Here is an 18,998-nt window from a genome sequence, read left to right as displayed (position 1 = left end):
GACCAACCCCAGGACGACCATGCCCCTGACGACCCGTCTCCGCGCCGCGCTCCTCGCCGGCACCGTCGCGCTCGCCGGCGCGGCCCCCCGGGCCGCTTGGGCCGACGAGCAGTATTTCCCGCTCCAGAGCTACCGGGTCGGCCCCTACGCGGCCGGTGGGACCGGCTTCTTCGGGGGCTTCATCGACTATCTCAACCTGATCAACGCCCGCGACGGCGGGGTGAACGGCGTCAAGCTCACCTGGAGCGAGGGCGAGACCCAGTACGAGGTCGAGCGCGGCGTCGAGGTCTACGAGCGGCTGAAGTCCCGGCCCGGCATCGCCGCCTGGAACCCGCTCTCGGTGGGCATCGCCTACGCGATGATCGACCGCATCACCGCCGACAAGGTGCCGCTGATCACGATCAACCACGGCCGCACCGACTCCACCGACGGGCGCGTCTTCCCCTACGTGTTCCCGCTGCTGCTCAACCCCTACAGCGAGACGAGCGGCATCATCCAGTATCTCGGCACCCGCGCGGGCGGCCTCGACAAGCTGAAGGGCAAGACCGTCGCGGTGCTCTACCACGGCTCGCCCTACGGCAAGGAGACGATCCCGATCTACGCGCGGCTCGCCGAGCGCTACGGCTTCACCGTCGCGCAGATCGAGGTGCCCCATCCCGGCAACGAGCAGCAGTCGCAGTGGCTCACGATCCGGCGCCTGCGGCCCGACTTCGTGGTGCTGCGCGGCTGGGGCGTGATGAACCCGGTGGCCCTGAAGACCGCCCAGAAGACCGGCTTCCCGGCCGACCGCATCGTCGGCAATGTCTGGTCGAACTCGGAGGAGGACGTGATCCCGGCGGGTGACGCCGCCAAGGGCTACGTCGCCATCACGACCCAGGCCTCGGGCACCGCCTACCCGGTGATCCAGGAGGTCGTCGGCAAGGTCTACGGGGCCGGCAACGGCAACCTCGCCGACCGGAAGCGGATCGGCAGCGTCTACCACAATCTCGGGGTGCTGAACGGCATCCTCAACGTCGAGGCGGTGCGGATCGCGCAAGCGCGGTTCGGCCAGCGGACGCTCACCGGCGACGAGGTGCGCTGGGGCTTCGAGCACCTGCGCCTCGACGAGGCCCGGGTGGCGGCGCTCGGCGCCAAGGGCCTGTTCCACTCGATCAACGTCACCTGCGCCAACCACGAGGGCGAGGGCCGCGTCACCTTCCAGCAATGGGACGGGGCGAAGTGGACCGTGGTGTCCGACTGGATCGCCCCCGACTGGGCGAGCCTGCGCCCGATCATCGAGGCGTCCGCGACCGCCTACGCCAAGGAGCGCGGCATCACCCCGCGCGACTGCGCGGCCGAGGAGGCCGCGGACGCGGCCGGCAAGCAGGCCGCCGCGGTGGCCCGGTGAGCGCCCGGTGAGCACCGCGCCGCCCCTCCTGCAGGTCGAGGCCCTGGAAGTCGTCTACGGCGGGGCGGTGCACGCCCTGCACGGCGTCGACCTCGCGGTCCGGGCGGGGGAGATTGTCGCCCTGGTCGGCGCCAACGGCGCCGGCAAGACGACCCTGCTGCGGGCGGTGTCGAACCTGCTGCCGGCCCTGCGCGGCCGGGTCACGGCCGGGCGCCTCGCCTATGACGGGCGCGACGTGACGCGGACCCGGACCGACGTCCTCGTCCGCGCCGGGCTCGTCGGCGTGCTGGAGGGGCGCCACTGCTTCCGGAGCCTGAGCGTCCAGGAGAACCTCGTGGCGGGCGGGCTCGGGCGCGGTACGGGCCGCGGCGGCGTGCGCGCCGATCTGGACCGGGTCTACGGCCTGTTCCCGCGGCTCGCCGCGAAGCGGGGCGTCGCCGCCGGCCTGCTCTCGGGCGGCGAGCAGCAGATGGCGGCGATTGGCCGGGCGCTGATGGGGCGGCCCCGGCTGCTCGTCCTCGACGAGCCGTCCATGGGGCTCGCCCCCCGCGTGGTCGAGGAGATCTACCGGGTGCTCGCCGGCCTGAACCGCGCCGAGGGTCTGACCCTGCTGGTGGCCGAGCAGAACGTCCGCCTCGCCCTGCGCCACGCCCACCACGCCGTGGTGCTGGAGAACGGGCGCAGCGCGCTGGCCGGCACCGCCGCGTCCCTGCGGGCGCGGGACGACGTCCGGTCCCTGTATCTCGGGGGCGCCGACGATGCCGGGGCCGCCGCGCTGCCGGAGACGGGCCGCCGCGCATCGGGCTGACGGTGCCGGCCCGCGTCAGGCCTCGCGTCAGGAGTCCCGGTCGGCCCGGCGCAGGGACCAGAGCAGGGTACCGTGGGCGTCGACCAGCCACAGGGCGTTCACCGCGTCGTCCTCGATCGTCAGCGAGCGGCTGTTGGCGAGGCGCACCGCCTCCTTCGCGTCCGCGGCCGTGAGCACCTCGTCGACGCGCGGCGCGCCGATCTCGCCATCCTCGCCACGGACCGCCCCGCGCAGGCGATAATCCGGCATCCGTCGAACCCCTGTCTCCCCGCGGCCGGCGCCCGTCCGGGGCGTGCCGCGGGTGCGAAGATAGGCGCCGGCGCGGCGTGTCGAGGGTCGGCGGGCCGCTACGGCCCGTCGCGGCTCGCCAGGATCCGCTGCGGCTCCGCGAGGAACAGGGCCCGCAGCGCGGCGGCCGATTCGCGGGCCGGAAGGTCGAGGGCGCGCCGCGTCGCGGCGATCCGGGCGGCGCAGTCGTCCGAGGGGGCCGCCGCTGCGGCCATCGACCGCGCGGTGCCCGGGTCCGCGGCGGGCGCGGCCGCCCCGTCCGGCCGCGCGGCCCGTGTCCGGGCGAGGAGCGGGGCGAGCCCGTGCGACGCGGGCCGCTCGGCCCGCAGCCGCGCGTCGAGCGCCACGAGGTCGCCGGCCGCGAGGAGGCCGCAGGCCGCCGCGTCCCCCGCGCCGGCCCGCTCCAGCGTCGCCAGGATCCGCTGGCCCAGGGCGCGGACGACGGCGTCGTCGGCCGCCCGGAAGCGCCGCTGCAGGTAGCCGGCGGCCATCCGCCTCAACCCCGCGGCGGCCTCCGCCTCCGGCCGGCCGGCGGCGTAGCCGTCCCGGTACCACCGGGCGATCGGGTCGAGCCCCGCCGCCTCGGCTTGGCGCAGGATCGGCAGGTTCCGCAGGATCGCGGCCCGCGCCCCGGCCGCGCTCGGATCCGCGTCCAGAGTGGAATCGGGGAAGCGGTCCGGTCCGACGACCTCGGTGACGATGCCGGCCGCGCGCAGCTCCCCGTCCGTCGGGATCCAGATCCCGGCCGGGGGCACCGCCAGCGCCCGCGTCACGAAGGCCGCCGGCAGGCCGGCGGCCCGGTAGGCCGCCCGCTCCGGCGCGGAATCCACCGGGCGCATCCGGCCCTGCGCCCCGATCTCGTAGGGGGCGTGGAAGCCGAGCCGCCCGCCGGCCGCGAGGTAGCGCGTCCGGCCGCGGACGAAGATCAGCGTGCAGGCCGAGGCGCAGGCGTCGGGGACGTAGGTGGCGAGGCCGCGGGCCGCCACGAGCGCCCCGATCGCCGCCCCCTCCTCTACGAGGCCGCCGTCGCTCGTGAGATGGATCCGGGCGATCCGCGGGTGCGCGGCGAGGATGGCCCGGACCCGCGCGGCGACCCCCGCAGCGAGATCGCCCGCGAGCCTCAGGTCCCGTCCGCCCGGCCCGACCGTGAGCCGGGCCGGGACGTCCGGCACGCCGGCTGCGGCAGCGGCCGCGCCGCGGCCCTTCGGCGGGTGTCCGGCCGCGGCCGGGCCGGCGGCACCGAGCGCCAGGGCGGGCGCCAGGGCGAGCGCGCAGGCGGCCGTCCCCGTCCGGCGCCTCCACCCGCGGGGGAAGACCGACATGGCAGGTTTCCATCGTTCGTGGTCGGAGAGGCCGGCGCGGCCGGCAGCGACGCGCCTACTGGAGGTAGGCGACGAACATCTCGGACACGGCCCGGGACGCGTAGGCTTCCGGGCTCTCGCCCCAGCGGATCGGGAAGGCCTCGGCCACCGGGCGGCCGGCGAGGATCTGCGCGACCTCGTCGGGCATCAGGCCGTCGTCGAGGGCGCTCGCGAGGGCGGCGCGTTCGTGGGAGGGATGGGAGCGGACGCTCCGGGACAGGGCCCGGCCGAGGGCGGCGGCCGGTTCGGGGCTCAGGTCGGGACGGGTGTTCCGGGTCGTGTCATAGGTCAGCATCGGTGGTCGCCTCGCGTGTCTGATGTCGTGCGCTCTCCTCCTCTTGGACGCGGCAACACGGCAGACACGGCGCAGTCATCCGGGCGAACCGTTCCTTGCTGGTGATCACGGCAAACCTCCGTTGGGCTCCGCATCGACTGTATGTCGACACCGTCAATGTAGACGCCGGGCCCGAGAATGTGCTGCCAAATTGGCGAGGACTTGCAGCGCAGGTTGTTCGTCGAAGCCGCGAGCCGGAGCAGAAGCACGGGGTCGGCGGAGATATGCCCGGATCGCGGCCGCGATCGATCGCCGATGCCGGTCGGCGACGGCCGGCTCCCGGGACTTGCCAAAGCCGGCGCGATGCCTGAATATCATGCTTTAACAATGACTTAGCGAAACAATGCTCCGACAACGCGCTCGTGCGGTCGAAACCTTCTCCGCCGGACCGGGGCATCCGGAAGAGACTTCTCGCCGGCGCCGCCGGCGGCGGAATCGGGCCGCCACCGCGACCGATTCGAGGGAGACGACACCATGGCCCCGGGGACGATGATGCGGGGCGACGCCCCGGCCAATGTGGGCGTGACGGTCCAGGGGCACGACGCCCTGGAGCGCGGCCGGCCCGACCCGTTCCGCCCCCTGCCGTGATCGGCGACGACCGATGCATCACGCTGCCCTGCCCGCCGCGGGCGCCACGATGGCCGTGGTCCAGCCGCCCCTGCGCATCACGAGCCGCAGCACCGCGGAGGCCGAAGTCTGGGCCGCCCTGCGCGCCGAGGCCGAGGCGGCCCTGATCGAGGAGCCCCTCTATGCGGGGATCATCCAGGCGACGATCCTCGACCAGCGCTCGCTGGCCCAGGCCCTCGCCTACCGCCTCGCCCACCGGCTCGGGGACGGCGACCTCGCACGCCTGTCGATGCGCGACCTGTGCCTCTCGGCCTTCGAGGCCGACCCGCAGGCCGGCGCCCACGCGGTGCGCGACCTCGTGGCGATCCGCGAGCGCGACCCGACCTGCCGCCGCTACCTCGACCCGTTCCTGTTCTACAAGGGACTCGCCGCGCTCGAGGCGTACCGGGTCGGCCACTGGCTCTGGCACCGGGGCCGGGCGACCCTGGCGCTGCACGTCCAGAGCCGGATCTCCGAGGTGTTCGGCTGCGACATCCACCCGGCGGCCCGGATCGGCTCGGGGGTGTTCATCGACCACGCCACCGGCGTGGTGATCGGCGAGACCACGGTGATCGCCGACGACGTCTCGATCCTCCAGTCGGTGACGCTCGGGGGCAACGGAAAGGAGAGCGGCGACCGGCATCCCAAGATCGAGCGCGGGGTGCTGCTCAGCGTCGGCGCCAAGGTGCTGGGCAACATCCGCGTCGGGGCGGGCGCCAAGGTCGCGGCCGCCGCGGTGGTGCTGCAGGACGTGCCGCCCCACACGACCGTGGCGGGCGTGCCGGCCCGGGTCGTCTCGCGCCTGCCCGTCGACGAGGAGCCGGCGCTCAGCATGGACCAGTCCTTCGGCTACGGGGACGGCATCTGAGATGCGCGAAAGATTTTTCCTGACAACAAAGTCGTCCGGGCGCCGCCGCCGGGCGCGATTCCGTAGAATTAAGTTCTCTGACCTGCCTGTCTGAGGACGGTCGTGTCCTGTTCGTCGTGCATACCACGGGATCCATTTCTACGAATCGGCGAAAAATAGGGACATCATTCCGTTGACCCTTGGGCGAATCAGACTTTATCCAGACATCGCCGGAACAACGATGAAGTCGGCCCGGCCGAGCGTTCGACGATGGCTGTCGGACTGCTAGAGAATACATGATTTGATTGACGGTGCGGCCGCTCGGGTCGCGATCGTCGTCGCGTTCTGATCGGAACGACTTGCGCCCGCCCCGCACAGGCTGCGGGGCGCACTGCCGCCGCGCGGATCGGCGCGGCGCGCCTGAATCCTGGATGGAGTGAGGACGAACGATGAGCGGACCGGGTCTGAGCGTGAGCGCCACGGCGGCACGCAATCTTGCGACGGCGACCGTCACCTCGGTCCAGAACGCGGCCAACACGCCGCGCTGGCTGCTCCGGCTCCTGCCCTTCGTGGACGTGGCGGGCGGGGTCTACCGCGTCAACCGCCGCGCCGTCGTGCTGGCCCGCCCCGGCCGGATCGATCTCGTCGCCGAGGACAAGGGGGACGGCAAGGTGATCCGTCCCGCCTCCCTGCGGGCCGTGCCGCTGTTCAGCCGGCTGGGCGATGCCGAGCTGGCGGCGCTGGCGGCCAAGTTCACCGAGAGCCAGCACAAGGCCGGAACGGTGATCCACGAGGAGGGCTCCGCCGGCCGCAGCCTCACGGTGGTGGCCGACGGCACCGTCGAGCTGACCCTGTCGGGCCCCTACAAGGGTCGCCTGCGCCAGGGGCTCGCCACGAAGGGCGACTATTTCGGCGATGCGAGCCTCGCCGGTGAGCGCGCGCCCGCCCCGGCCGTGAAGGCCCTGTCGGCCGTGACCCTCCTGACCCTCGACGCCGCCGCGGTGGAGAGCGAGGAGATCCGCGCCAAGATCGCGCAGTACCGCGAGGAGCGCGACCGCCTCAAAGGTCACACCAACTCCTACGGCGAGCAGGGGATCGAGCTGCTGGCGGTCCATACCGGCGAGCCGCGCCTGCCGACGACCTTCGTCGACTACGAGGTCGATCCGCGCGAGTACCACCTCTCGACCATCCAGACGATCCTCAACACCCATACCCGCGTCACCGATCTCTACTCCAACGAGATCGACCAGCTCCGCGAGCAGATCCGCCTCACGGTCGACGCCGTGAAGGAGCGCGAGGAGTGGGAGCTTCTGAACAACGCGCAGTTCGGCCTTCTCGGCGAGGTCGGCCCGCGCCAGCGCATCCCCACCCGCGGCGGCCCGCCCACCCCGGACGACCTCGACGAGCTGCTGACCCTGGTCTGGAAGAAGCCCGCCTTCTTCGTGGCCCATCCCCGCGCCATCGCGGCCTTCGGCCGGGAGGCGACCCGCCGCGGCGTGCCGCCGGTCGTCGTCCACCTGTTCGGCGCGCCGTTCATCACGTGGCGCGGCGTGCCGCTGGTGCCGAGCGACAAGCTGCCGATCGACCTCGACCCGGTGACCGGGGCCGAGACCACCTCGATCCTGCTGCTGCGCGTCGGCGAGGGCGAGCAGGGCGTGGTCGGCCTGCAGAAGTCGGGCGTGACCGGCGAGATCGAGCCCGGCCTGTCGGTGCGCTACATGGGCACCAACGACCACTCGATCGCCTCGCACCTCGTGACCCGCTACTTCTCGGCCGCTGTGCTGGTCGAGGACGCGATCGCCCGCCTCGATAACGTGCTGCTGGGCAACTACCATGACTACGCCTGAGGCTGTCGCCCTCGGGCTGCCCGGGGCGAGCCCGGGCGAGCTGGCCCACGCGGATCTGGTCGGACGCCTCGCCCGGGAGATCTACGGGCAGGGTCAGGCCGCGAGCCGGCCCTTCGCGCCGGCGCTCCCCGCCGGCCCCCAGGTCCCGCAGGCCCTCGAGAGCCTGCCCCAGGGCCCGGGCGGCGCGCCGCTGCCGAGTGCGCCCCTGGGCGTCCCTTCCGCCCCAGCGGGCGGCCAGCCCGCCGGCCTGCCGCCCGACGCCTCCGCGCTGGCGGCGCGCTCCTTCGGGGCGCCGCCGGTCGGCCTGCCGGGTCTCTCCGGGCCGACCCTGCCGAACCTCGCACCCGCGAGCCCGGCCTTCGCAGACGTGGCTGCGATCCCGCCGGTCCACCCGGCGAGCCCGCGCCCGGTGCTGCCGGACTTCTCCTTGCCCGGCGCCCCGGCGCTGGCGGCCGCCCTCTCCGGCGGCCCGGAGCTGCACCGGCAGATCGCCGCGGACCATCCCCGCGCCAACGCCTTCGCGCACGCGCTCGCCCCGCAGCTCGTGCCGGCCGACCCGTCGAGGGCCGGAATCGACGAGGCGCAGGAGAACTTTGCGCGCACCAGGACGCTCTCCCGGACGCCCGGGGCGCCGGCCTCCGACTACTACTTCTTGAACCTCGGCCCCGGCCCGGCCCGCAGGGCGCCGGCGAGCCCCCGGGTGGAGCCGGCCCGCGACCCGGGCCCGGCGCCGCGGGTGACGTCGCACGGGTCGAGCCCGGTGGCGGCGCCCTTCGACGTGGAGCATGTCCGCCGGGACTTCCCGGCCCTGCACCAGAGCGTCAACGGCCACCCGCTGGTCTGGCTCGACAACGCCGCCACCACCCACAAGCCGCAAGGGGTGATCGACGCGACCTCGGAGTTCTACGCCCGGCACAACTCGAACATCCACCGGGCCGCCCACACTTTGGCGGCGCGCGCCACGGACCTGTTCGAGGGCGGCCGCGAGGCGGTGCGCCGCTTCCTCAACGCGCCCACGAAGGACGACATCGTCTTCCTGCGGGGCACCACGGAGGCGATCAACCTCGTGGCGAACTCGTACGGCCGGGCCAATGTCGGCCCGGGCGACGAGATCATCGTCTCGACCATCGAGCACCACGCCAACATCGTGCCCTGGCAGCTGCTGGCGCAGCAGACCGGGGCGACGCTCCGGGTGATCCCGGTCAACGATCGGGGCGAGATCATCTTCGAGCAGTACGCGGCGTTGCTCTCCGGCCGGACCAAGATCGTCTCGGTGACGCAGGTGGCCAACGCCCTCGGCACCGTGAACCCGGTGCGGGAGATCATCCAGCTCGCCCACGCCTACGGGGTGCCGGTGCTGGTCGACGCGGCGCAATCCGCGCCGCACATGCCGCTGGACGTGCAGTCCCTCGACGCGGACTTCCTGGTCTTCTCGGGCCACAAGGTGTTCGGGCCGACGGGCATCGGCGCGCTCTACGGCAAGGCCCACCTGCTGGAGGCGATGCCGCCCTGGCAGGGCGGCGGCCACATGATCGAGGACGTCACCTTCGCGAAGACCGTCTACAAGGGCGCGCCCGAGAAGTTCGAGGCGGGCACACCCGACATCGCCGGGGCGGTCGGTCTCGGAGCGGCGCTCGACTACCTCGCGGGTATCGGCATGCCGGCGATCGCCGCCTACGAGCACGACCTCCTGGGCTACGCGCAGGGCGGGCTCGCCGACGTGAAGGGCCTGCGCCTGATCGGCACGGCCCGTGAGAAGGCGAGCGTGATGTCCTTCGTGATCGAGGGGCAGACGAACGCGGCGGTCGCCCACCACCTCGACGCGCACGGCATCGCGGTGCGCTCGGGCCATCACTGCGCCCTGCCGGCCCTGCGCCGGTTCGGGGTCGACCAGTCGGTGCGGGCCTCGCTGGCCTTCTACAACACCCGCGCGGAGGTCGACGCCTTCCTGCGGGCGCTGCACACCCTGCCGCGACCGTGACCGGCGCGTCGCCGGCCGGCGGGCGCGGGGGCGTCGTGTCCGCGCCGAACCCTGCCCTGCGGGCGTGAGGATCCGCGCGACCCGTCGCCGACGTCCGGCGCGGCGCGCGGATCCTCACGCCGCCGGCCGGAGATGCCGCGTCCGCACCGTGCCGTCGATGGCCCGCAGCGCGCGGAGCACCGCGTCCGCCTCGCCCGGCGGCACGGACGCGTCCACCACGACGTAGCCGAACTCGCCGTCCGTCTGCAGGTACTGCGCGTCGATGTTGAGCGACCGGCCCGAGAAGATCGCGTTGATCTGCCCGAGCACGCCGGGCACGTTCCGGTGCACGTGGAGGAAGCGCGCGCCGGACAGGCGCGGCGGCAGCTGGACCTGCGGGAAGTTCACGGCGCCGAGCGTCGAGCCGGTCTGGACGTAGTCGACCAGCTTGCGGGCCACCTCCGCGCCGATGCGGTCCTGGGCCTCCTCGGTCGAGCCGCCGACATGGGGGGTGAGGATCACGTTCGGCAGCCCCTGCAGGGGCGAGACGAAGCGCTCCGCGTTGGAGGTCGGCTCCACCGGGAAGACGTCGATCGCGGCCCCGGCGAGGTGACCGTCGCGCAGAGCCGCCGCCAGGGCGTCCAGGTCCACGACCGTGCCGCGGCTGTTGTTGATCAGGTAGGCGCCCGGCTTCATCGCGCGGATCCGCTCCGCGCCCATCAGTCCGTGGGTCAGCGGCGTCTCCGGGACGTGCAGGCTGACCACGTCGCTCACGGCGAGCAGGGCCTCGAAGCTCTCGGCCGGCTCGGTGTTCCCGTGGCGCAACTTGTCGGTGAGGTCGTAGAAGATGACGCGCATGCCCATCGCCTCGGCGAGGTTCGAGAGCTGCGCGCCGATATTGCCGTAGCCGACGATGCCGAGCGTCTTGCCGCGCACCTCGAAGGCGCCGGTGGCCGACTTGTCCCAGCCGCCTTCATGGGCCGCGACCGAGCGCGGCACGATGCGCCGGAGCAGCATCACGATCTCGCCGATCGTCAGTTCGGCGACGCTGCGCGTGTTCGAGAACGGCGCGTTGAACACCGGCAGGCCGCGGGCGCGCGCCGTCTCGAGGTCGACTTGGTTGGTCCCGACGCTGAAGCAGCCGATGGCGGCGAGGTCGGGCAGGGCGTCGAGAAGCGCGGCGGTGACCTGCGTGCGCGAGCGGATGCCGAGGACGGTGACGTCGGCCAGTTCGCCGGCGTCCCCGGGGCTGACCGCGCGCGACAGCTGCCGGATGGCGCCGATCCCGGCCTGGGTGAAGATCCTGGACGCTGTCGGCGCTATGCTTTCGGTCAGAACGACGCGCTCGGTCGACACGGTCTGTCCTCCCTCCACGGACGGGATGCGATCCGCGACCTTGGCGCCGGCGCGGCGCAGCGGCAAGGGCGGCGCGGGCGGGACGGGGTTGCGGGCGCGCGGCGCGCGCCGCCCTCCCCGCCCCGCGACGGACGGCCCGGCCCCGTCGTCTCGACGGCGCGCGCCGGGCCTGCCAGTGTCCGCCTCCCAGCGGCCGAGGCCGCGGAGCGACAGGTGCACCATGACCGGATCGACAGCCCGGGCCGTCATCGTCCAGCCCGGCGGCGGCTTCGACAAGGTGACCTTCGGCGAGCGGCCCGTGCCGGAGCCCGGGCCCGGCGCGATCACCGTCCGCCTGCGGGCGAGCTCCCTCAACTACCACGACTACGCGGTGGTCAGCGGGATGTGGGGCCCGAGCGAGCCGCGCATCCCGATGTCCGACGGGGCCGGAGAGGTCGAGGCCGTGGGGCCGGGCGTGACCGAGTTCGCCGTGGGCGACCGGGTGGTCAGCACGTTCTTCCCGACCTGGCTGGAGGGCACGCCGCGCGTCGAGGGCTTCGCCACCGTGCCGGGCGACGGGGTCGACGGCTACGCCCGCGGGGGCGTCACCGCGCCCGCCACCGCCTTCACCCGCGCCCCGCGGGGTTGGGACCACGCCGAGGCGGCGACGCTGACCACCGCCGCGCTCACCGCGTGGCGGGCGCTGCACGCCGATGCCGGCCTGAAGAGCGGCGACGTGGTGCTGGTGCAGGGCACCGGCGGCGTGTCGCTGTTCGGCCTGCAATTCGCCAAGGCGGCGGGGGCCACGGTGATCGCCACCTCCTCCAGCGACGCCAAGCTGGAGCGCCTGCGCGGTCTCGGCGCCGACCACGTCATCAACTACCGCACCGACCCGGCCTGGGGCGAGACCGCCCGGCGCCTGACCGACGGGCGCGGTGTCGACCACGTCCTCGACGTCGGCGGCCCGGCGACGCTGGAGCAGTCCATGGCCGCCGCGCGGGTCGCCGGCCACGTCTCGGTGATCGGCATCCTCTCGGGGGTCGCGGGCGAGCTGCCGCTGGTGCCGGCGCTCCTGAAGCAGATCCGGCTGCAGGGCGTGCTGGTCGGCAGCCGGCGCCACCAGATCGAGATGATCCGCGGCATCGACGCCTGCGGGCTGCGGCCGGTCATCGACCGCCGCTTCCCCCTCGACGACCTCGTCGCGGCGTTCCGTCACCAGGAGAGCAACCGCCACTTCGGCAAGATCTGCGTCGAGATCTGAGCGGTCCGGCCGGGCCCGAGGCGGTGCAGCGGGCGGTGCGGCAGGCGTTCAGCGGAAGGCGATCCCGAGCCCACCGGGTATCATCAGGGCCCGGGGCGCCTGGGCCTGGCTCGGCGGCGGCGGCACGTGCGCGCAGCCGTTCTCGCAGAACGTGCGGAGTGTGCGCCGGTCGAGGCCGATGTCGCTCAGCATCTCGTCGTCGAGGGCCGAGAGAATGCGAAGATTTCGCGCCGCGATGCGGCTCTTCCGGGCAGATTTCAGGAACGAGAGGATCATGATCCAGCCTCCGTTGCGCCGAAAGATCCGTGGTTTGTCCACGATCGGCCGGATCAGCCTCGCTTCAATGCAAAGTATGCGCATCCTCCGTTCGGATTAAGGGTGGCGCGCGGCGCGAATATTTTTGCCGGAGCGCGCTAGGCGTCCGCGATCGGCTGCGGGCAGAGCAGGAGCAGGCGCACCAGCTCGGCTTGGCGGCGCGTCCCCGTCTTCTCGAACAGGTGGCGCAGGTGCACGCGCGCCGTGTTCCGGGTGATCCGGCGGCGCGTCGCGCTCGCCGCGAGGTCGTTCCCGGCCAGGATGTCGACGGCCAGGGCCGCCTCCGCGGGCGTGAAGCCGAACTGGTCCTGGAGAATGCCGGGATCCGGCAGGCGCGGGGTCCCGGGGTCGGTGAGACGCAGGAGAACCGCGCCCTCGCCGATCGGGCCGAGCGTCCCGGGAATCGCCGAGGCGGCGACCAGGAGCGTCCCGCCCGCGCCCTCCAATCGCACCGAGCCGCCGCGATGGCCCGCGGCGCAGCGGGCGATGACCCGGCGCAGCGCCGCGCTGTCCTCGGGCGTCGCGCCGCGCAGGCCGCCGTGCTCCAGGCACAGGAGGCCGCGCGCGACGAAGGCCTGCGCCGCGCGGTTCAGGAAATGGGCCCGCCCGTACCGGTCGGTCACCGCCAGCCCCTGCTCGAGATGCTCCGCCAGGAGATGGAGCGCCGCCTCCACGAGGGTCGGGTCCGGGAAGGCCGGGGTGCCGCCGGCCTGAACCCGCCGCTCCTGGGCGGAGCCGATCCCGGATATCGTTTCGGCTCTGCGGGTGTGCAGGTGGGATTGACTGATCACACTGGGATCCTCGCCGGATCGACATCACGATATCAGTAATAACCCGAAACTGGCGTCCCTTATTCCCGCCTTATCCCGGCGGTCCCCCGGTCCGGGACTGAAACAGGTCGGCGAAGGCGCGCAGGTCGCGCCGGTTGAGGTCCGAGACCGCCCAGTAGGTGAGGTCGCCGAGGCGCCAGCGCTCGATCGTGGACCCGTCGCGCCGCTCCTCGCCGGCGCCGGGGCCGTCGGCGGCGGGGACCACCGTGACGCTGATGACGTGCCTGTCGCGGCGATAGACCAGGGTCGGCACGGGGGTTCCGCCGACGATGTCGACCCGGCCGCCGACCAGCGGGAAGCCCTTGTCGGACAGGTCGGGGGCCTCGGGCGCGAGGGTGGTCCGGCCGTTGAACCAGGGCTTCACCACGTGCCGGTCCGAGGAGGCGACGTCGAAGGGCTGGGGCGCCACGAGGCCGCGGAGATGGCCGGCGAGCACGGCCGCGCCGGTATCCGGGGCGCCGTCGGGGCGGTCGAGATAGACGATCCCGCTGCCGAGCGCGGCCCCGCCGACGAGGCCGACGAGCAGCGTCGCGGCCAGCGCCTGCCGGGATCTGCGCCAGGATTCGAGCCAGGCCTCGACCCAGGCCTCGACCCAGGTCCCGAGCCGGGTCCCGAGCGGGCCTCCGAGGCGGCCGCGCGACGGGGGCGGGTCGGTGAAGCCGATCTGCTCGATCACGCGCGCCCGCAGGGATTCCGGGGCGGGCGGCCCCGCGAGGGGCCCGCGCAGGGTGGCCGAGAGGTCGCGGAGGCGTTCCGCCAGGGCCCGCGCGTCGGGATCCGCCGCGAGACGGCGCTCCATGGCCAGGACTTCGCCGGGCGACAGCTCGCCGTCCGCGTAGGCGCTGAGGAGCAGGAGGGTCTCGTCGTCGGTCATCGCCCGTCCTTCGCGAGCCGTGCAAGCAGGTGCTGCCGCGCGCGGCCGAGGCGCGACATCACGGTCCCGATCGGGACCCCCGTCACCGTGGCGATCTCCCGGTAGCTGAGGCCGTGGTACTCGCGCAGGACCAGCGCCTCGCGGAAGGCCACCGGCAGGGCCTCGACCGCCCGGGCGAGCTGCCCCGCGTCGTCGCGGGCGATGAGGGTCGCCTCGGGCGTCTCCGGGACCTCGGTCAGGGCGCCCCCGATCTCCAGCTCGGCGCGGGCCTCGGGGGCGAGGTCGTCGGCGAAGACCACCGCCCGCGGCCGGTGCCGCTGCAGCCAGGAATAGCCGGTGTTGCGGACGATGGTCAGGAACCACGCCCGGGCATTGCCCTCGGCGAACCCCTCGATCGCCCGGTAGGCGCGCAGACACGCCTCCTGCATCACGTCCTCGGCGTCGGTGGCGTTGCCGGTGAGCCAGTGCGCGAGCCGGTAGCCCTCGTCCAGGCGCGGGAGAACGAGCTGACTGAAGCGCGCGCGCGCCAGGGTCGTCATGTCGGCGGCCGGGCCGGGCCCGCCCCGTCGAGAGCCTGCGAAGCCATGGGGTCCCTGCCCTCGTGCTCCTGCCTGCAGCCTTGTGCCACACAATCGGTAACCGGGCGGCGGCGGGCTTTATTCCCGCGTCCGGGCACGCGAATGTTCGGGGCGCTACTCGGGAAGTCTCTCGGGCCGGTGGCGCGTCGCGACCGGCCGCCCCGGAGGCGCCCGGCGGTCCGGCGCCGCGGCCTCGCTCCCGCGGTCCTGTCCGGACGGCGATCGCCGGTCGGGTGCCGGTTCCGGGCAGCCGTCCGGACCGAGGCGCTTGCGGGCGACGCGCTCGGCCGCCGCCCGTTCCGCCGCCGAGGGGTTCGCGCCGCCGCTCTGATCCTGGGCCATGGCCATGTCCAACCGGAGCGGGACCGTCCGCGGTCCCGGTCGTGGCATCCCCGGCGCTGCCGGCCCGCATCACCGCCAACGGGAAAGGGGCAGGCCCCGCCTCCTCGGAGGCGGGGCCTGCCCCTGGATCAACCCGCGGGTCGGGCCACGGTTCGGCGCCGGACCCGCGCGTCGGGACGCGTGCCTGCGCGACCTTAGCGGCAGACGCGCCGCGGTCCCCACGGGGTCGGACGGAAGAAGCAGCGCGGGCCGTAGAAGCGCGGCCGCCGGTAGATCGGCCGGCAGCGCCCGTACGGGCCGGGCGCCCAGCCGGGGCCGCAGCCGAACGCCACGGTGCTGACCGCGGCGGGGCCGGTGAGCGTATCGGCGCCGGCGGGCGCCAGGGGCGCCGCGCTGGCGGAGGCCAGGCCGAGGCCGCCGACGACAGCCGCGGCGGCCGCGATCATCTTCACGTGCATCATCATCAGACCTTCTGTTCGGTTCCGCGCCGGTCGGCCCGGCGCAAGACCCGGTTAGAATGGTCATCGGCCCTGAATGTCGGCTGACCTCCGCCATCATCGTCTAGAAACAAACAGTCCGGCCGGCGCCCGCGCGGGGGCGGGCGCCGCGGCGGGGCTCTAGCGGCGGTCGGCGCGGCCGAGCAGCGAGGCCGCGGCCGCGGTGGCCCCCGCCAGCAGGATCCCGGTCAGGACCGGGTTGATCGAGGCCCGGGTGTAGGCGCTGCGCATGACGTGGTGGGGCGAGCCGCCCCGCACGGCCCCGTCGCGGCCGGCCGCGTGGAGGGCGCCGTCCCGCCGCTTGCCGGCCGCGCCCGCCGTCTGGCTCCGCGACATCACCTGGGCGCCCATCCAGTCGGTCGACGCGGGGACCCGCTTGCGCAGCGCGCTCATCAGCTTGCCGCCGCCGCCGACGTAGAGGTCGCGGGGCCCGTGCTCCGCGGCGTACAGGATCGCGTCGGCGACGTCGGCGGGGTCGTAGACCGGCGGCGGCAGCTTGGGCGCCTGCGCCATGTAGTTCCGGGCATGCTCCGGGAACGGCGTGTCGATCGAGGCCGGCTTGATGAGCGTCACCGAGACCGGGGCGCCCTCCTCTTGGAGCTCCATCCGGAGCGCGTCCGTGAAGCCTTTGATCGCGTGCTTGGAGGCGGAGTACATGCCCTGGATCGGCAAGGCGAGGTCGGAGGCGACGGAGCCCAGGTTGATCAGCGCGCCGCCGGTCCGCTTCAGGTGCTGCAGCGCCACCGTCGAGCCGTAGACGATCCCCCAGAAATTGACGTCGAACAGCCGGCGATGGTCTTCGTCCGAAACCTCCTCGAGGCGGCCGAAGATCGAGAGACCGGCATTGTTGACCCAGGTGTCGAAGCCGCCGTAGGCGCGCACGGTCTCTGCGGCCAGCGCCTCGACATCCTCGCGGCGGGACACGTCGGTCACGGCGGCCCGGGCCTCGCCGCCGCGCTCCTGGATGTCGCGGACGATGTCGTCGAGGGCGGCGCCGTTCCGGGCCGCCAGCACGACGCGGGCGCCGCGGCGGGCGGCCGCCCGGGCCGTGGCGAGGCCGATCCCGCTGGAGGCGCCGGTGATGACGATCACCTGCTCGCGCAAGGGCTTGTGCCGGATCTGCATGCTGCGTCTTCCTCTCTCGCGTGCTGTCTCGATGGCGGCGCTCAGCCCCGGCCTCCGCCCGGCCGGTCGCGCTCCGCGCCGAGGCTGGTCCCGCCCCGGCGCGCCTCCTCCTTCTCGGTGCCGGCCCGCTCCATCGGGCCGTCCTGCGGCCTGACCGTGCCGGTTGCGGTGTCGCGGGGACTGTCGGCCAGGCCCGCGCGCTCCGGCTCGCCGTGCGGCATCCGCTCGGCCTGGGTGTCGTCCGGCGTGTCCGCCATGCTGCATCCCTCGCGATGGGCCTGATCCCCTGAGGGCCAACCCGTCAGGCGGCCGGCGTATCCGGCGGCCCCGGCCACGACGGCGGACGCTGCGCGGGTGGAGATGCGGGAGGGTGCGGGTCGGGCGAACGCGCCGCAGGAACACGGCCGCGGGGCCCGTGTTGTCTGCCAAATCTTTTTCACGAGGCGCCGATGTCAGAAACCGCCAAGAAGACCGACCCGAAACTGTGGGACAAGGTCAAGACGCAGGTCACGAAGTCCGAGAAGGGCGGGAAGCCCGGCCAGTGGTCGGCGCGCAAGGCGCAGATCGCGACCGCCGAATACAAGAAGGAAGGCGGCGGCTACGCCGGCAAGAAGTCGGCCGACAACCATCTCCAGCAATGGACCGACGAGGAGTGGGGCACGAAGTCTGGCAAAGAGAGCGGCAAGACCGGCGAGCGCTACCTGCCCAAGAAGGCCCGCGAGAGCCTGACCGACACGGAATACGCCGCCAGCACGGCTAAGAAGCGCGCCGATACCCGGAAGGGCAAGCAGTTCTCGAAGCAGCCGAAGGCCGCCGCCGAGAAGGCCGCCGCGGCGCGCGAGGACGGCACGTCCACCAAGGCGTCCGGAAAAGGCAAGACGTCCGGCAAGACGTCCGGCAAGTCTGCCGCCAAGGCGTCCGGCAAGGCGGAAACGACCAAGGCCGCGCTGATGCGCAAGGCCCGGGCGCAGAATGTGCCCGGCCGGTCGCGGATGTCGAAGGCGCAGCTCGAGCACGCGGTCCACGCCTGAGGCGCGCCGCGGCGGGCCCTCGCCCCCGACGCAAGACGTCCCGGGAATGGCTCCCGGGACGCTCCTCGGCTCAAGCGGCCAGTTTGATCGGGCTGGGGATGCTCAGGTCGAGAGGGGATGCGGCCTGTCCAGAGGCCCGCGCGCCGTCCCGGTGGTCGGGACGGCGCGCGGGTGGATCTCAGTAGGAGCCGAACTTGTAGTTCAGGCCGGCGCGGATGACGGCGAACTCGTCGTCGCGGCGGCCGATGTTGTTGTACACCACCGGGAAGTTGTTGGCGGCGTTGATGACGAACGCACCCTGGTTGCGGGTGTTGCGGTCGAGGTTGACGTACAGGCCTTCGACCTTGAGCGTCACGGCCGAGGAGCGGAAGAAGTTCAGGAACGAGTCGGTGGGCAGGGCGTACTCGATGCCGCCGCCGACCGCGTAGCCGGTGCGGAAGCTGTCGTTGCCGGCATAGCCGCCGAAGGAGCGGTCTGCGCTGCCCGAGCCGTAGGCGAAGCCGCCGGTGCCGTACACGAGGACGCGGTCGAAGGCGTAACCGATGCGGCCGCGCACGGTGCCGAAGAAGTCGAGGCTGGAGAGGCCGCGCGGGTCGGTGACGTAGTAGCCGGGGGCCAGCGGACCGACGAGGAAGGCGTTGTTCCGGCTGCGGCCGAAGTCGAGGTACTGGGCGTCGGCCTCGACACCGACGACGATGCCGGAGCCCGGGGTGAACTGGAAGTTGTAGCCGACCTGGCCACCGCCGGTGAAGCCTTCCTGGTTGCGCTGGCTGAAGAAGGCGGTTGTGCCGTTGCCGTAGGGGGCGGGCACGCCGAAGCTGTTGGTGTTGTTGCTACTGGCGTCGAAGGCGTAGCCGGCGTTGATACCGAAGTAGGCGCCGGTCCAGGTGAAGACCGGGACGGGGGTGAACACCGGCGGCGGGGCGGCGCGGCGCGGCAGGTCGGCGGCCGAGGCGGCGCCGGTCAGGAGAGCCGTGGCGGCGCTCGCGAGCAGAAGCTTCTTGATCATCTGGTCCTCTGTCTCCCGTTGGGCGGGATGTGTGCGGGGCGGACAGAACGCCAGGACGTGCCGGGGCGATAGTGCATCGCTGCAACAGCTGGGAATCGGGTCTTTGACCCCGAAACAGCCGGGTGCGCTGGAGCACATCGCGAAATCGACTGGTCTAGCCCGAGAAGAACTTCGGTATCCGAATGTTTCCAGAAACAAAATGCCCCGTCGCGCTCGAGCGGACGGGGCTTCAGTTTGTCGGTGAACGTTCCCAGGACCAACCAGGAAGCTTCGAGGTTTAATAAATCCTACCGGTCGGCGGCCCGCAAGCCCGATCGCGATCCCGCGAGCGGTTAACATTAATTTACGGGGGTGCCCGCGCAT

General features: G+C 73.1%; 20 protein-coding genes. 7 read left to right on the top strand and 13 right to left on the bottom strand.

What is annotated here, in order from left to right:
- Positions 1 to 19: 19 nt before the first annotated feature.
- On the top strand, positions 20 to 1,387 hold the full coding sequence (locus ACQKQD_RS11425; protein WP_427508414.1) for an ABC transporter substrate-binding protein: 1,368 nt from the start codon (positions 20 to 22) through the stop codon (positions 1,385 to 1,387).
- Between the two features lie 7 nt (positions 1,388 to 1,394).
- Positions 1,395 to 2,195 (top strand): ABC transporter ATP-binding protein, encoded by an 801-nt coding sequence (locus ACQKQD_RS11420; RefSeq protein ID WP_091681464.1) that lies wholly within the window; start codon positions 1,395 to 1,397, stop codon positions 2,193 to 2,195.
- A gap of 27 nt (positions 2,196 to 2,222) precedes the next feature.
- On the opposite strand, the gene ACQKQD_RS11415 is transcribed toward ACQKQD_RS11420, so the two are convergent.
- The 3 genes from ACQKQD_RS11415 to ACQKQD_RS11405 all read right to left on the bottom strand — a co-directional run bounded on the left by ACQKQD_RS11415 (position 2,223) and on the right by ACQKQD_RS11405 (position 4,139).
- Positions 2,223 to 2,444: a hypothetical protein gene (locus ACQKQD_RS11415; protein ID WP_091681463.1), complete on the bottom strand. Its 222-nt coding sequence runs from the start codon at positions 2,442 to 2,444 to the stop codon at positions 2,223 to 2,225.
- 98 nt (positions 2,445 to 2,542) lie between these two features.
- On the bottom strand, positions 2,543 to 3,805 hold the full coding sequence (locus ACQKQD_RS11410) for a hypothetical protein (protein ID WP_427508413.1): 1,263 nt from the start codon (positions 3,803 to 3,805) through the stop codon (positions 2,543 to 2,545).
- Positions 3,806 to 3,860: 55 nt separating this feature from the next.
- The gene (locus ACQKQD_RS11405) at positions 3,861 to 4,139 is read right to left on the bottom strand and encodes a hypothetical protein (RefSeq protein ID WP_020095131.1); all 279 of its coding nucleotides are present in this window, start codon (positions 4,137 to 4,139) and stop codon (positions 3,861 to 3,863) included.
- Between the two features lie 640 nt (positions 4,140 to 4,779).
- On the opposite strand from ACQKQD_RS11405, the gene cysE reads away from it, so the two are divergent.
- The 3 genes from cysE to ACQKQD_RS11390 all read left to right on the top strand — a co-directional run bounded on the left by cysE (position 4,780) and on the right by ACQKQD_RS11390 (position 9,459).
- A complete protein-coding gene (cysE, locus tag ACQKQD_RS11400) occupies positions 4,780 to 5,652 on the top strand; it encodes a serine O-acetyltransferase (RefSeq protein ID WP_020095129.1) in 873 nt (290 codons plus the stop codon).
- Positions 5,653 to 6,080: 428 nt separating this feature from the next.
- On the top strand, positions 6,081 to 7,478 hold the full coding sequence (locus ACQKQD_RS11395; protein WP_427508412.1) for a family 2B encapsulin nanocompartment shell protein: 1,398 nt from the start codon (positions 6,081 to 6,083) through the stop codon (positions 7,476 to 7,478).
- On the top strand, positions 7,465 to 9,459 hold the full coding sequence (locus ACQKQD_RS11390; protein WP_427508411.1) for a family 2A encapsulin nanocompartment cargo protein cysteine desulfurase: 1,995 nt from the start codon (positions 7,465 to 7,467) through the stop codon (positions 9,457 to 9,459). The genes ACQKQD_RS11395 and ACQKQD_RS11390 overlap by 14 nt, the downstream gene beginning before the upstream one ends.
- Before the next feature lie 114 nt (positions 9,460 to 9,573).
- Here the strand turns inward: ACQKQD_RS11390 and serA are convergent, their stop codons facing one another.
- A complete protein-coding gene (gene serA, locus ACQKQD_RS11385; protein WP_082558002.1) occupies positions 9,574 to 10,794 on the bottom strand; it encodes a phosphoglycerate dehydrogenase in 1,221 nt (406 codons plus the stop codon).
- Between the two features lie 220 nt (positions 10,795 to 11,014).
- Between serA and ACQKQD_RS11380 the strand changes: the two genes are divergently transcribed.
- A complete protein-coding gene (locus ACQKQD_RS11380; protein ID WP_427508410.1) occupies positions 11,015 to 12,034 on the top strand; it encodes a zinc-dependent alcohol dehydrogenase family protein in 1,020 nt (339 codons plus the stop codon).
- A gap of 48 nt (positions 12,035 to 12,082) precedes the next feature.
- Here the strand turns inward: ACQKQD_RS11380 and ACQKQD_RS11375 are convergent, their stop codons facing one another.
- From ACQKQD_RS11375 to ACQKQD_RS11340, 8 genes are all read right to left on the bottom strand, one after another.
- Positions 12,083 to 12,310, bottom strand: coding sequence for a DUF1127 domain-containing protein (locus ACQKQD_RS11375; RefSeq protein WP_427508409.1), 228 nt, complete (start codon positions 12,308 to 12,310; stop codon positions 12,083 to 12,085).
- 137 nt (positions 12,311 to 12,447) lie between these two features.
- Positions 12,448 to 13,140, bottom strand: coding sequence for a helix-turn-helix transcriptional regulator (locus ACQKQD_RS11370; protein ID WP_091681452.1), 693 nt, complete (start codon positions 13,138 to 13,140; stop codon positions 12,448 to 12,450).
- A gap of 70 nt (positions 13,141 to 13,210) precedes the next feature.
- Positions 13,211 to 14,053 (bottom strand): anti-sigma factor family protein, encoded by an 843-nt coding sequence (locus ACQKQD_RS11365; protein ID WP_427508408.1) that lies wholly within the window; start codon positions 14,051 to 14,053, stop codon positions 13,211 to 13,213.
- Positions 14,050 to 14,592, bottom strand: a complete 543-nt coding sequence (locus tag ACQKQD_RS11360; protein ID WP_020095120.1) for a sigma-70 family RNA polymerase sigma factor — start codon at positions 14,590 to 14,592, stop codon at positions 14,050 to 14,052. Before ACQKQD_RS11360 ends, ACQKQD_RS11365 begins: the two co-directional genes overlap by 4 nt.
- Positions 14,593 to 14,745: 153 nt before the next feature.
- Positions 14,746 to 14,973 carry a hypothetical protein gene (locus tag ACQKQD_RS11355; protein ID WP_244603250.1) on the bottom strand — a complete coding sequence of 76 codons (228 nt, stop codon included), beginning with the start codon at positions 14,971 to 14,973 and terminating at the stop codon, positions 14,746 to 14,748.
- 194 nt (positions 14,974 to 15,167) lie between these two features.
- Positions 15,168 to 15,434: a GCG_CRPN prefix-to-repeats domain-containing protein gene (locus ACQKQD_RS11350; protein WP_427508470.1), complete on the bottom strand. Its 267-nt coding sequence runs from the start codon at positions 15,432 to 15,434 to the stop codon at positions 15,168 to 15,170.
- Positions 15,435 to 15,590: 156 nt separating this feature from the next.
- On the bottom strand, positions 15,591 to 16,595 hold the full coding sequence (locus ACQKQD_RS11345; protein ID WP_427508407.1) for an SDR family oxidoreductase: 1,005 nt from the start codon (positions 16,593 to 16,595) through the stop codon (positions 15,591 to 15,593).
- 41 nt (positions 16,596 to 16,636) lie between these two features.
- On the bottom strand, positions 16,637 to 16,852 hold the full coding sequence (locus ACQKQD_RS11340) for a hypothetical protein (RefSeq protein WP_170855188.1): 216 nt from the start codon (positions 16,850 to 16,852) through the stop codon (positions 16,637 to 16,639).
- A gap of 192 nt (positions 16,853 to 17,044) precedes the next feature.
- Between ACQKQD_RS11340 and ACQKQD_RS11335 the strand changes: the two genes are divergently transcribed.
- Positions 17,045 to 17,626: a hypothetical protein gene (locus ACQKQD_RS11335; RefSeq protein WP_331298175.1), complete on the top strand. Its 582-nt coding sequence runs from the start codon at positions 17,045 to 17,047 to the stop codon at positions 17,624 to 17,626.
- A 178-nt stretch (positions 17,627 to 17,804) separates the two neighbouring features.
- Here the strand turns inward: ACQKQD_RS11335 and ACQKQD_RS11330 are convergent, their stop codons facing one another.
- A complete protein-coding gene (locus ACQKQD_RS11330) occupies positions 17,805 to 18,635 on the bottom strand; it encodes an outer membrane protein (protein ID WP_427508406.1) in 831 nt (276 codons plus the stop codon).
- Positions 18,636 to 18,998 lie beyond the last annotated feature (363 nt).

The sequence above is a fragment of the Methylobacterium sp. NPDC080182 genome, assembly GCF_050281105.1.
Taxonomy (GTDB): domain Bacteria; phylum Pseudomonadota; class Alphaproteobacteria; order Rhizobiales; family Beijerinckiaceae; genus Methylobacterium.
The sequence above is the reverse complement of the archived record's forward strand: the minus strand, read 5'-3'. Positions and strand labels throughout refer to the sequence as shown.